The sequence below is a fragment of the Rossellomorea sp. LjRoot5 genome, from assembly GCF_964253455.1.
Classification (GTDB): Bacteria; Bacillota; Bacilli; order Bacillales; family Bacillaceae_B; genus Rossellomorea.
The window spans coordinates 258,799-272,004 of sequence record NZ_CAXUQN020000001.1 but is presented as its reverse complement, the minus strand read 5'-3'; the positions used below and the strand labels follow the sequence as shown (position 1 = coordinate 272,004).

Here is a 13,206-nt window from a genome sequence, read left to right as displayed (position 1 = left end):
TCATTATTTCCTCCTATTGGTACAATATTCTAGTTTATTATTTTCCTAATGTGGTATTAGGATAGTAGAAATCTAAAATCTGTTTATACGTTTGTCCTTCATTCGCTCTTTTATTGGCAGCTTGCTGACTCATGCCAACTCCGTGCCCAAAGCCTTTTCCGTGTATTGTGAAGCTATCGCTTTCATTATCCACGGATGGAGTGTACGTACTTCTGTAATAAAGAGTTCCAAACATATATCTCAAGTCAGTTGCAGATTTTTCGATTGTTTCCTCAAATTCTTTCAGCTTGCCATCAGTATCCATCGAATAGTTCTTTGTCCCCTTTTCTTTCAGGTAAAACTTAACTCTTAGAGATCCTTCAAGACTTCTTTGCGCAGCATTTTTTTCAGGATCCAGGACAAAACTTGAAATGGATTTGATTTTTATGTCTTTGTTTACGTAGCTTTCATTCAGTTGTTTCTTAACGTTATCAATTAATGGTGATGTTTTTGGGTTTCCATCTAAGAAGACTGTTTTCTCTTCACTTACAGCGTCCCACCACCAGCCGGGGTTTTTCAACGCAGCTTCCAGGCTGACATTACTGTAGGGTGAGGTATTGGTGATTGTTTCGTCACTGATTACCGTTTTTGGCACTTTAAGTTCCCACGTGTAGGTATCATATGGATCAGCCTTATTTGTTAAGTAACCCAGCTTCGGCGTGCCCCACTCATCGGTATTAGTCGCTGTATAACCACCATTACTAGAAGAAAATAGAGCTGTGATTAACTTGCCGTTATAGCGCAACACTTGTCCGCTCGTTTCATTTACAGCCTGAGACGTTTTGATGTTCCAATCAAAACCTCCATACACCTGATAACTTTGATCGTCCGGTACAGTTTTTCCCGCTTCATTATATGCATAAGTACGGGCAGCCACTGACTGAGCCTTCAATGCTTCCATATGATAATAGGCAGGGGACTCTTTAGGTACCACGCTCTTCAAATAGTCTTCAAAGGGAATATCTAAATTTGTAGGTCTTACATAAGAATTAGATTCCGAGCTAAATTGCATTCTGCCTAAATATTCTCTTTCAGAATTTCCCATGATCGTTAATATATTTGATTGAGAGTACACTTCCGGCTTCAAGACAAAACTGGACGTTCCAAAATCCGCAATCTTAGAAGAACCCTGGTAGATAGCTAATCTTCCAGATTCATTTTTCACAACGTAATCAGTGCCTTCCTTAAGCTTAAATTCATTAGGTAGCTGCTCCACAACACTTTCTTTAACAGATGCAGGACCTCCTAATATATTAAACACATTGAAGTTTTCTTCATTAATAGTAGATTGGATGCTGTCAGGCAGCTTATCTGCTCTCGTTAAAAGAAGTGGAGCTCCGTTTTTAGCTGCTAATACAGAACCTGTCAAGGCATCTGCAAATGTTAAACCATTTGATATGTATGCCATACTTGAATCAATGTTAAGTTCTTTGATGATATTGGATGAGACTTCATAACGATCACTACCTGCAATCCTGTCCGTTGCCTTTGCTTGGTTGTAAACGGAATTACTTACACTTCCTGTTCCCCCGACTACCAGCACATCAGACTTTCCTTGAACTGCTTCCAGAGAGGCAGTTGGAAGGTCATCTTTCTTGGATAGTATAATAGGGATTCCATTTTTAGCTGCATAAGGCGCAATGGCAAGAGCATCTGAGAAGATTAACCCATTTGTGACAACCGCTTTATTTGTAGTACCGAGGTTCTGTGCTACTTTCTTTGCGACTTCAAAACGGTCTTTCCCGTCAATACGTGAAACGTCAGTAGTAATTGATTTTAATTTAGTTTCTACAGATTGATTCACGCTTCCTGTTCCACCTATGATGACAATCTTATCCGGATTCAACGATTTAATTTTATTCAAAGTTGAGTCAGGAATACTGTCTTTTCTTGTTAAGAGGATAGGAGCATCGTATTTATAAGCCAAGGGAGATGCAGATAATGCGTCTGCAAAGGCCATTGAATTCACTACAAAGACCGTATCGGCTGTGTTCCATCCATTGCTGGCAACATTCTCAGCAACCTGATAGCGGTCGCTGCCGCTAAACCTATTATTATTGTTCTCAAGCTTATAAACACCTTCACTATTAATAGTCAGGCTTGTTTTATTTCCGATATAGTTTTTAAGTTTTACAGATATTGAAGCTGCACCTGCTTCAGCAGGCGTGTATGCAAGAATCATTCCGGCACTTACGACAGATACGATTGTTTTTTTAAAATAACCCAACAACTTAACCTCCATTTATTTTTCTATGATTTCCACTAATTCAAGCTGATCTTTTTCATTTTCCTTATATTTCAATTGAACTTCTTCGCCCTCCTCCAGCTCTTGAATTTTGTCTAACATTTCTGGATCAAACTGAATTGACATAACTTTATTGCCACTTTTAACTTCCATTGAATGAGTGTCTGCCAGTCCATTGAAAACGACTGATTCTGTTTTTACATTATTTGTATCGACGGATTCAGCATTTTCTGAAGTGTTATTTTTTTCCACGTTTTCCTCTTTCGTTCCACAACCACTCAACAATAGAGCACCAGACAACAATGCAATCCCTAAACTTTTTTTCATTCATTACCACTCCATTACATTCTAGTTACACGCTTTTCAATTTAAATACTATATAAGCTCATAAATATTGTAAATAGAAAATAGAAATTAATAGAAAAAGAGTACTTTTAATCCAAGTTTTAAACATTCGATAGAAGTTAAACACTGAGATAATGGACTTAGAAGTAAAAAAAGGGTACACAAAAAGCCCCAGACATCAGGCATTCACCTGGGTCTGAAGCTTTGTTATATTATGAATTTTTCTCTTCTGGAAGTAACTTCTATACGTTTAAGTAACCAGCAATTCTGTGAAAACAGGGGTTAAGAATCTTATCTTTTACGTTCGGTCTCTTCATTCCAGTATTCTGTTAACCCTTTTTCCATATTATATAGTGATTGAAAGCCAATCCCCTTCATTTTAGTTATATCAGAGTAGGAATATTTTATATCTCCAGCCCTTTCGTCTTCTCTTTTAATATGGAGCTTCAAGCCAGTCAACTTTTCATATAATGAAATTAATTCATTCAAACTTATTGAGTTACCTGTTCCGACATTAAATACTTCCCCGATTGCTTTTTCATTCTCACTAACTAGCATCAGGGCACTCACTACGTCTTTAACATAGATGAAATCCCGGGTTTGTTCACCATCCCCGTATAAAGTGAACTCGACTTCATGATCCCTTTCCAATTCCAAAAATTTATCAGTTAAGATAGAAACTACACCAGAATATGGAGAAGAGGGATTCTGCCTGGATCCGAATACATTAAAAAATCTCACTGCTGTCGTTGGGAGATTGTACAGTCTATTATAGGTCAAAACATATTGTTCAGAAGCATACTTATCAATTGCATACGGGGATAACGGCTTAATATCTGACGTCTCCGTTTTGGGTAAGGTTGGCTCATCTCCAAATACTGCAGCAGAAGATGCAAAAATAAACCTTTTCAAGATGCCTTGCTTCTTTGCTTCCTCTAATAAATACAGGGTTGCATCCAAGTTCGTTTTATGAGTGTCTAAAGGTGTTTCAACTGATGCAGCTACACTTGCAATTGCCCCTAAATGGTATATCTTTTCAAATTGGTACCTCCTAAAAATGTCAGTCACGAATTCCGAGTCTGAAATATCTCCCTTGATAAAAGTTACATTTTCATGTTCAGATATATTTTCTTTTTTTCCCATTGAAAGATTATCGACAATAATCACTTTTTTATTTAACCTTAATAACTCTTCAACAAGATGTGAACCGATGAACCCGGCTCCACCTGTAACGAGATAGTAGCTCATCCAAAAAACTCCTTTAACATTGATTAAGAAATACTCTATTTAATTCCGTCTGATTTTAGATTGAAACAAACCCAGCCCCCACAGTCAATACAGGAAAATTACATAGTAGGCGACTCCTCATATCATTTAATAAAGTAACACTTCATATTTAAATCATGTTCAATATATATCATTTTACACTAACTCCAGTTTATATACCAACGTTCCAAAACCCACGGTAAAAACTAAATAATATGTAATAATTTCAATAAAAATGTCTCTATTTTGGGTTTATGTGATAAAATGTCAATATTATATACCGATATAACTAACATCTGACAAAAAAGGAGAAAAATAAGTGAAAAAAACACTAGTTTCTGTCGCTGCCACCGCCGTTCTGTCTACTGCGTTTGCTGCATCCGCTTCCGCAAACACTCATAAAGTTGAATCTGGTGATTCTCTTTGGTCAATCGCTATTAAATACGACACATCCGTTAGTGCCATCAAAGAATTGAACAAATTAAAATCCGAATTAATTTTCCCAAATCAATTGCTTAAAGTAGACACGGTAAGTCTTGAACAAGCCGTTAAGCCATCTTCAAGCCAGACATCAAATACGTCAGATTCAGCCCAAAAGTATACGGTTAAGTCTGGGGACACTCTCAGTGCCATTGGTTACAAGTACTCCATCACTGTATCAGAATTACAAAAATGGAATGGTATCAATGGCCATCTCATCTTTCCCGGACAGGTACTTAACATAGCCAGCGGTACCTCATCCAGTAATCAAAGTAACGGGAATGTGACTTCCCCTACTCCGCCGTCTACACCATCTAAACCGGAAAGTTCTAATACATATTCAGTTAAGTCTGGAGATACATTATCTTACATCAGTAGAATATATGATGTTTCAGTTCAAGATATTAAACGTTTGAACAATTTGTCCAGTGACTTGATTTATGTCGGCCAAACTATAAAAATAGGAAAATCTCAAGTATCACAGCCATCTTCTACTACTGAGACTGTTCAATCAAACGAAGGAAGCGTTACTTCTTTCAATACACATACACTCATTTCTCACGCAAAAGCACAACTGGGCATCCCATACTCATGGGGAGGCTCTACAACTTCAGGCTTCGACTGCAGCGGTTTCATTTATTATGCTTTTAATAAGAGCGGTGTTAAAGTAAGCCGAACGTCCAGTGAGGGGTATTATAATCGTTCTTACTATGTTAATAAACCTACTATAGGGGACCTCGTCTTTTTCGAAAACACGTATAAAAAAGGAATTTCCCATTTAGGCATTTACGTTGGAGACAACAAGTTTATCCATGCGGGTGACAATGGCGTCGAAATTACTAGTTTAGATAATTCCTATTGGAAATCCAAGTTTGATGGTTTTAAACGTTTTTATGATTTGTAAAAAAGAATAAGCCACTACCTGGTACTATGTTCCCAATGGTGATATGGAAATGTACTACTTGGCAGTGTAAGCAAAACCGGGGGGAACTTTTTCCCTCTGGTTTTTTAGTGTGAAAAATACCCAAATCAAATGTACCGCGAACGATCAAATTGTTGATCACAGGACTTGAATTCTTTACATAGGGAAAATTGAAACTCAGTAGGTGTGAAAGCTGTTTTATCTGCATTAGCTAAAAAGGGGGAATGTGAGTAAGGGGTAATCTTTAAATACTAAGAAATCTGCTATAAGCTTTCATAATTAAAAGCTCCCAGTTTTTTAACCCGGGAGCTTTTAATTCATCTATTGACACCTGGATGGAGCTGATGTGAAATGGATCATTAATCCTCTATTTAACACAAGTGAGTTGAACATTCCCACGTGTAATTACTTGAGAGCAGACAATTCTTTAATTTTATTATTTATAAAATTTATGTACTTATCATCCTGCTGGAGTTCAAATACAATAAGCGCCTTCTCCATATACCCTTTAGCCTTCTGGGGTTGATTAAGAAGCTCTAAATTATAACCTATTTGATAATGAAGCTCTCCTAACAAATATAAACTATCTTTGTATAAACACCATTTAATAGCGTCTTCACAGTATTTATTTGAATCATGTATTCGATTCAACCTGGTTAACGCCCTCGCCATATTATAATATAATCTTGTTTTAATTGTGTAATCATTGATGTGTGGAAGGGATTGTAAATGACCATTGACTTCTTCAAAGATTTGTACAGCCTTATCAATATTGTGTTTGTAATAGATTGCTCCAATGGTCAGAAGAATTTCAATTTCTCTTTCTTGCATTACCTTCCCTTTTATATACGTAATATCGACTGCTTCTTGTAAAGTAACTATTGCCTTATCAAATTCTTTCTTTACCTCCCACAGGTAAATCCCCTTATGCCAAAGAAGAAGTTGCATGTTTTTTTTATTTTGCAAAAATAACGGATTCCCTTCTTCTGTGCGTACAATATCCATCATTTCTTCAAAGCGCAGACTTCTTCTCATAATTTGAAGTTGCTTGAAGACTTCCTGAACATAGTCCAATCTGGGAGTTGTCCCTATATCAAAGAAATAGTTGACATCCACCCCCAACTTTTGAGAAATTTGATATAAGGTTGATGCATAAGGAAATACATCTCCCTTCTCAATTTTACTTATTTGAGCCTGAGTACAAATACCTTCTGCTAAGTCTTCTTGTGATAGTCCACTGTTTTTTCTCAGTTCTTTTATCTTTCGACCAACTGCAGCAAAATCCATAAAACCCACCCCTAATTATTCCTAGAGTTATATTTATATATAAAAACCTTAGAAAATACCGTATTTACATGTCATAATAAGATAAATGGACTATATACACACATTTTACTTTTAAAGAAAATATGTTTTAATAATTATAACATTACTCTATATTATCTTATCGAAACTTCTTTTAACTTAGAAAGGGAGGAAAGACCTATGAAAAGACGTTTTTTAACAATTTTGACTGTATCATTTCTTGTTTTGGGATTTGCAGGTACTTCCAGTGCAGCAGCAAAAACAGACGTAATAAATCTTCAAAGTGAACTTCCAGGTACAGCATATTAATTTTATAAACCACTCGATTGATAGCGCTCCCAAATATGGGGGCTTTTTATTTTTACATAATTATGCTTAGAGTTATAGGAATCCCTGAAAACCCGCTTATTTGCAGCATTAACAAACAGCTATGTGGAATATTGCTTCCTGAGCCTAAATCCCCTCTTTTTTTCAATGTGATAGGATAAAAGTATAGTAAAAGAAAGGGGCTTCATGATGCAAAGCTTAAGCATGAAAGTAAATCCTCTATATTCGGATATGGACATGTCGATCCAATTCCACTTCGAATTCTCAAAAGGTGATTGTAAGGTCGGGGAAGCCATGGTCTCCACGTATGCCATGGATAACAAGGTAACGTACCGAAAGTCCCAGGGTGGCACGCAAGTTTCGATTGAAAAGTGTGCGGTAATAGACCGATTTGACGTGGTTGGTGAGTTGGGTGAGGTAAGTATGAAGAAACTTAGACACTTTATGAAAGTAATCGGAATGAAGGAAGTTCATTGCGGGTATGAGTTGAATAGAGAAAATGTCGGTCACTGATATGAAGGCTGACCCTATAAGGAAGTAGCTAAACGCCTGGAGTTGAAATGACTCCAGGCGTTTATTTAATAGTTCCATTATTGGAGGGTACTCGCGCTCGAGTTCACTTCACGTTGACAATTCGCTCAATGCCGATGGTTGTCGGCCATTTTTTCTCATGGATTTTTGACACGTTTTTAACTAGTTGACTAGTGTTTCCATAATGATTAATGCAGCCACCCTGCTCGTCATATTCCTGATGTCAAGGGTTGGATCAATTTCGACGATGTCCATGATATGGACTTTCGGATGCTGGAGCGCGGTTTGGATCGCCTCAGTGAGCGTATCCGGATGCATCCCCCCGGGACCGATCGCCGGGCAACCTGGGGCATATGCCTGGTCGAGGACGTCCATGTCGACGGAGAGGTAGATGGTGTCGACTTGGGAGTCCAGTTGGGCAAGGGATTCCTGGATGAGTTTTGTCATGTTTTGTTGCCTGACGTCCTTCATCGTATACACCGTTACACCCTGCTTGATGGCGTAATCATGGTAGGCTTTCGCATTGGCATAGTTGCGGATACCGATTTGAATGAGATGCTCTCCTTGAATGTGGCCACCTTCTATTAATCTCCTGAAAGGTGTACCGTTCATCGGTCCTCCGTCCTCTGTGTTCCTCAGGTCATGATGGGCATCAAACTGGATGATCCCGACCGTCCCCTTCATTTCCTTGATGGCTTTGATCGTTGAGGTGGTGATTGAATGGTCGCCTCCCAGGATGATGGTGAAGGGGGCAGCGTTTGTTTCGGTAACTGCTTTCGTTGATTCATAGATTCGTTGATGTGATTCTTCTATGGACGTCGGGTGCATGGAGATATCGCCGAAGTCGATGATCGTTTTTTTGTCTTCGGCGAGGTCCGTCCCTCTTTCAATGTTATAGGTTGTGAATGAGTTCAGGCACCGTCTTATGGCGTCGGGTGCGAAGCTTGCTCCTGAGTGGGAGATGGAGGGTTTGGAGAGGGGAGCGCCAATGATGGCGATGTCCCCTTTCTTTCCCTCTTCCCAAGCTGTCAGGAGTTCTGCTGCTTTCGTTGTGTAGCGGTCTTTGAACAGCGCTTTTCCTGCCGGCTTAATGTGTTGAAATATGCTCATGAAGCTTCTCCTTGCGGTAGATGATACATCCGTCTTTCATGACGGTGTTGGTATGGTTGACCCCGTAGTGATATGGGACATAGTGATAGTTCGGCACATCCCATAGAACGATGTCTGCTTTACGGCCTTTGATCAGCTTTCCTGCCGAGTTTCCCCTGTTGATAGCGTAAGCAGAATTGACGGTTACGGCGTTCCAGATTTCTTCTGGCGTCATTTTCAGCTGCAGGGATGCCAGATTCATAATGAACTGCAGGTTCTCCGTCGGTGAGCTGCCCGGGTTAAAGTCGGTGGATAGGGCGACGGCCGCTCCCGCTTCGAGCATCCCTCTTGCGTTGGCGTACTTCCCTTTGTTCAGGTAGAAGGACGTTCCTGGCAGGAGAACGGCGATCGTGTCGGTTTCGCCCAGTGCCTGGATGCCTTTGTCAGATGCCCCTACTAAGTGGTCTCCGCTTGTGGCTCCGATTTCCGTTGCCATTTCCGTTCCGCCGAGAGGGTCGATTTCATCGGCGTGGGTTTTGACGGAGAAACCTTTTTCTTTTGCTTTTTTCAGGAACCCTCGTGACTGCTCGACGGTGAATACGCCTGTTTCACAGAAGATGTCGACGAATTCAGCGAGCTGTTCTTTTTCGATGTCGTTTAATAGGTCCAGCATTTCTTCTAAAAATTCATCCGGGCGTCCTTTGAATTCAGGCGGGATGGCGTGTGCTCCCAGGAATGTGGAGACGATTTCTGCCGGGTGCGTTTCGTTTAGTTGTTTGGCTACTTTTAGCTGTTTTAGCTCTGTCTGGCGGTCAAGACCGTATCCGCTTTTCGCTTCTACTGTTGTGACTCCGTATGAAATCATCCTGTTTAGGTGGAAGCGTGCTTTTGTGAGAAGCTCTTCTTCCGATGCTTCGCGGGTGGCACCCACTGTTGACAGGATGCCGCCTCCCCGCTTCAGGATCTCTAAGTATGGAACTCCCTGCTGCTTGAGTGCCATTTCGTGTTCACGTGAGCCTCCGAAGACCAGATGCGTGTGCGGGTCGACGAGACCCGGTGAGACGAGCTTCCCTTCTGCGTCGATTCGCTCCGTTGCTTTGAGGGATTGTGCTTCTTCGTGCGTGCCGATCCAGGCGATAAGGCCGTCCTTGATGGCAATGGCCGAATTCTCGAGTACGGGAAGCTTGCTCATCGCCTCCCCTTTCAGAGGTCCGTCCCCATGGTCCATCGTCAGGAGCTGTCCAATGTTGTCGATGATGGTGTCGAAATGTTTTTCTGCGGTCATATTATTCTCCTCCTTTGTTCATTGGGATGTGGATGTTATGTTTTTCTGCTGTTTTTTCCGCAATATCGTATCCTGCGTCGACGTGGCGGATGACGCCCATACCGGGGTCGGTTGTGAGGACTCTCTCAAGACGTTCCTGTGCAAGGTCCGTCCCGTCTGCCACAACGACCATTCCGGCGTGTAATGAGTAGCCCATTCCCACTCCGCCGCCGTGGTGGAAGGAGATCCAGGAGCCGCCTGCCGCGGTGTTGATGAGGGCGTTCAGGATTGCCCAGTCACCCACCGCGTCGCTTCCGTCCTTCATGCTTTCCGTTTCACGGTTCGGTGACGCAACGGATCCGCAGTCCAGATGATCACGACCGATGACGATCGGTGCTTTCAACTCACCGTTTTTCACTAATTCATTGATGGCAAGGCCCATCTTCACACGCTCACCGTAGCCCAGCCAGCAGATGCGGGAAGGAAGCCCTTGGAACGCCACCTGCTCCTGTGCCATATCGATCCAGCGATTCAAGGCTTCGTTTTCAGGGAAAAGCTCTTTGATCAGGCGGTCCGTTCTGTAGATGTCTTCCGGGGCTCCAGACAATGCTGCCCATCTGAATGGTCCTTTTCCTTCACAGAATAGTGGACGGATGTATGCCGGTACGAAGCCAGGGAAATCAAAGGCATTGTCGACTCCTTCATCCTTCGCGACCTGACGGATGTTGTTGCCGTAGTCGAATACGATGGATCCACGGTGTTGGAATTCAAGCATCGCTTCCACGTGTTTGGCCATACTTTTTTGTGACAGGGCAGTGTAGGTTTTCGGATCTTGTTTGCGTAATTCTGTTGCCGCTTCGAGTGTATATCCTTCTGGTACATAACCGTTGAGTGGATCATGGGCCGATGTCTGGTCGGTGACGATGTCGATTTTGACGTCACGCTTGAGGAGTTCATGGTGAACCTCAGCCGCGTTTCCTAGTAAGGCGATGGATAGATGCTTGCCCTGATCCCGCGCTTCATACGCCATCATCAGTGCTTCTTCGATGGAATCGGTTTTCACGTCACAGTATTTTGTATCGAGGCGCTTCTGGATACGTTCTGCGTCCACGTCAACGGCGATCACGACTCCTCCGTTCATCGTGACGGCGAGTGGCTGCGCCCCGCCCATTCCTCCTAATCCGGCTGTGAGGGTGATCGTCCCTTTAAGGGAATTGTTGAAATGCTTCTTCGCAAGGGCAGCAAACGTTTCGTACGTCCCTTGCAGGATTCCCTGGGTACCGATATAGATCCAGCTTCCCGCTGTCATTTGGCCGTACATCATGAGTCCCTTTTGATCAAGCTCGTGGAAGTGCTCCCAGTTCGCCCATTTCGGCACGAGGACTGAGTTCGATAGCAGGACTCTTGGCGCCGCTTTATGGGTTTTGAACACACCAACCGGTTTACCGGATTGGACGAGCATGGTTTCATCATTCTCCAAGTTTCTTAGCGTATGGACGATGGCGTCGAAAGACTCCCAGTTACGAGCCGCTTTCCCGATTCCACCGTATACAACGAGCTCTTCAGGAATTTCCGCTACCTCGGGATCAAGATTGTTGTAGAGCATGCGAAGAACCGCTTCCTGCTCCCACCCTTTACATTCGAGGTCCGTCCCTCTTTTCACTTGTACGATTCGTTTGTCTGCCTTAACCATTTGTCGTTTCCTCCTTTGTTTTGGTTGGTTTGATGAGTGTCCTTAGGGTTGTTTGCTGCAGCCACTGGTTGGCTTTTTCTATGTCTTTCGAGAAGATCCGGTCCTTCGTGATGGAAGGAATGACCTTTCTCGCTTCTTCGTAAAATTGGCGTGTTTTGCTGGCCATGAGGTCCGTCCCTCGATGCTCTGCTGCCTGCAGATTGCAGATGAGTTCGACTGCGAGGACTCTTCTCGTGTTCTGCAGGATCTGGTAAGCGTGACGTGATCCGATCGTTCCCATGCTGACATGGTCTTCCTGGTTAGCGGATGATGGAATCGAATCGACGCTCGCCGGATGGGCAAGGGTTTTGTTTTCCGATACGAGTGATGCCGCGCAGTATTGCATGATCATCGCTCCCGACTGCAGCCCAGGCTGTGGGCTTAAGAAAGGCGGCAGATCATTCAGCTGCGGATTCACAAGTCGTTCGATCCGTCGTTCTGAAATGTTGGCGAGTTCTGCTATGGCGATCTTCATAAAGTCCATGGCGAATGCGATCGGCTGCCCGTGAAAGTTCCCGCCTGAAATGACCTTCTCTCCGTCGTCAAAAATGAGCGGGTTATCCGTTGCCGCGTTCATTTCGATTTCGAGTTTTTCTTTTACATAGTCCAGTGCCTGCCAGGAGGCTCCGTGAACCTGTGGGATGCATCTTAGGGAGTAAGCGTCCTGTACTCGGAGCTCACCCTGTTTCGTTGTGAGCTTGCTGTCTTGCAGGTAATCTCTGATTCTTTGAGCCGTTGCGATCTGTTGAGGATATCCCCTTACTAAATGAATATCTTCGTCGAAGGCATCCATGATTCCTCTTAATCCTTCCAAGGTCAGACTGGCGATTATTTCACTTTGGAAGGCAAGCTCTTCCGCTTCCAGGTACCCGATGACACCCATTGCCGTCATCGCCTGGGTTCCGTTGATGAGTGCCAATCCTTCTTTCGCTTGAAGCTGGATCGGGAAAATGTTTTCTTTTGACAGGACCGGCAAAGTTTGTTGGACCTCTCCTTGATAATGGACTTCTCCTTCCCCCATCAGAGCGAGTGCCAGATGGGAAAGGGGTGCTAAGTCCCCGCTTGCTCCAAGTGAACCCTGTTGTGGGACAACTGGATGGATCCCTTTGTTCAGGAATTCCGCTAACCGCTCGACCACGACCGGTCTAACTCCGGAATATCCTTTTAACAGAGCGTTACATCTCAATAGAAGCATGGCACGCGAAACGTTCTCCGGAAACGGATCCCCCACTCCACACGCATGGGAGTGAATCAGGTTGAGCTGAAGCTCCTCCACATCATCCGCATCGATCAGCACATCACTGAACTTCCCGAAGCCCGTGTTGATCCCGTACACCACACGCTTCTCCTTCACAATCTTCTCAACCGCCTCACGACTCTTCCGCACCCGCTCCATACTAAGCGGCGAAAGCTCCACAGGCTCCTTCCCATAAATCACCCGCTTCGCCTCATCCAAACTCAAACTACAACCCGTCAACTCCACCATCTTAATTTCCTCCTTCTTTAGGGACGGACCTCCGAAAAACACCTGAATTCGGCTCGTTCCCATTGTTATATGCTGTTATTGCTGATTTTTTCTCTTTAACGCTTTACCCTGATGCGGGACGGACCCCTGTGTCTTCGTTCCCACACAAAAAGGAGGCTCGACCAAAGACAGACTT

The 13,206-nt window shown here is 43.2% G+C and carries 11 protein-coding genes; 3 read left to right on the top strand and 8 right to left on the bottom strand.

Features of this window, described 5'->3' with window-relative positions:
- Positions 1–37: 37 nt before the first annotated feature.
- The 3 genes from ACSQ2E_RS01415 to ACSQ2E_RS01405 all read right to left on the bottom strand — a co-directional run bounded on the left by ACSQ2E_RS01415 (position 38) and on the right by ACSQ2E_RS01405 (position 3,877).
- Positions 38–2,266, bottom strand: a complete 2,229-nt coding sequence (locus ACSQ2E_RS01415) for a cell wall-binding repeat-containing protein (RefSeq protein ID WP_435989020.1) — start codon at positions 2,264–2,266, stop codon at positions 38–40.
- 15 nt (positions 2,267–2,281) lie between these two features.
- Complete coding sequence (locus tag ACSQ2E_RS01410; protein WP_435989019.1) at positions 2,282–2,611, bottom strand: hypothetical protein; 330 nt, start codon at positions 2,609–2,611, stop codon at positions 2,282–2,284.
- A 309-nt stretch (positions 2,612–2,920) separates the two neighbouring features.
- The gene (locus ACSQ2E_RS01405) at positions 2,921–3,877 is read right to left on the bottom strand and encodes an NAD-dependent epimerase/dehydratase family protein (protein WP_435989018.1); all 957 of its coding nucleotides are present in this window, start codon (positions 3,875–3,877) and stop codon (positions 2,921–2,923) included.
- Between the two features lie 337 nt (positions 3,878–4,214).
- Here ACSQ2E_RS01405 and ACSQ2E_RS01400 point away from each other — a divergent pair, with 337 nt between their 5' ends.
- The gene (locus ACSQ2E_RS01400) at positions 4,215–5,279 is read left to right on the top strand and encodes a LysM peptidoglycan-binding domain-containing protein (RefSeq protein ID WP_435989017.1); all 1,065 of its coding nucleotides are present in this window, start codon (positions 4,215–4,217) and stop codon (positions 5,277–5,279) included.
- A gap of 423 nt (positions 5,280–5,702) precedes the next feature.
- On the opposite strand, the gene ACSQ2E_RS01395 is transcribed toward ACSQ2E_RS01400, so the two are convergent.
- A complete protein-coding gene (locus ACSQ2E_RS01395; RefSeq protein WP_435989016.1) occupies positions 5,703–6,584 on the bottom strand; it encodes a helix-turn-helix domain-containing protein in 882 nt (293 codons plus the stop codon).
- 198 nt (positions 6,585–6,782) lie between these two features.
- Between ACSQ2E_RS01395 and ACSQ2E_RS01390 the strand changes: the two genes are divergently transcribed.
- Both ACSQ2E_RS01390 and ACSQ2E_RS01385 read left to right on the top strand, forming a co-directional pair.
- Complete coding sequence (locus tag ACSQ2E_RS01390; RefSeq protein ID WP_435989015.1) at positions 6,783–6,911, top strand: hypothetical protein; 129 nt, start codon at positions 6,783–6,785, stop codon at positions 6,909–6,911.
- 204 nt (positions 6,912–7,115) lie between these two features.
- The gene (locus ACSQ2E_RS01385) at positions 7,116–7,442 is read left to right on the top strand and encodes a hypothetical protein (protein ID WP_435989014.1); all 327 of its coding nucleotides are present in this window, start codon (positions 7,116–7,118) and stop codon (positions 7,440–7,442) included.
- A 180-nt stretch (positions 7,443–7,622) separates the two neighbouring features.
- On the opposite strand, the gene hutG is transcribed toward ACSQ2E_RS01385, so the two are convergent.
- Genes hutG through hutH form a run of 4 tightly spaced genes read right to left on the bottom strand, consistent with a single transcriptional unit; the run spans position 7,623 to position 13,031 of the window.
- The gene (gene hutG / locus ACSQ2E_RS01380; protein ID WP_435989013.1) at positions 7,623–8,570 is read right to left on the bottom strand and encodes a formimidoylglutamase; all 948 of its coding nucleotides are present in this window, start codon (positions 8,568–8,570) and stop codon (positions 7,623–7,625) included.
- Complete coding sequence (gene hutI, locus ACSQ2E_RS01375; protein ID WP_435989012.1) at positions 8,548–9,834, bottom strand: imidazolonepropionase; 1,287 nt, start codon at positions 9,832–9,834, stop codon at positions 8,548–8,550. The genes hutG and hutI overlap by 23 nt, the downstream gene beginning before the upstream one ends.
- A 1-nt stretch (position 9,835) precedes the next feature.
- Positions 9,836–11,506 (bottom strand): urocanate hydratase, encoded by a 1,671-nt coding sequence (hutU, locus tag ACSQ2E_RS01370; RefSeq protein ID WP_435989011.1) that lies wholly within the window; start codon positions 11,504–11,506, stop codon positions 9,836–9,838.
- A complete protein-coding gene (hutH, locus tag ACSQ2E_RS01365; RefSeq protein WP_435989010.1) occupies positions 11,499–13,031 on the bottom strand; it encodes a histidine ammonia-lyase in 1,533 nt (510 codons plus the stop codon). Before hutH ends, hutU begins: the two co-directional genes overlap by 8 nt.
- Between the last annotated feature and the right edge of the window lie 175 nt (positions 13,032–13,206).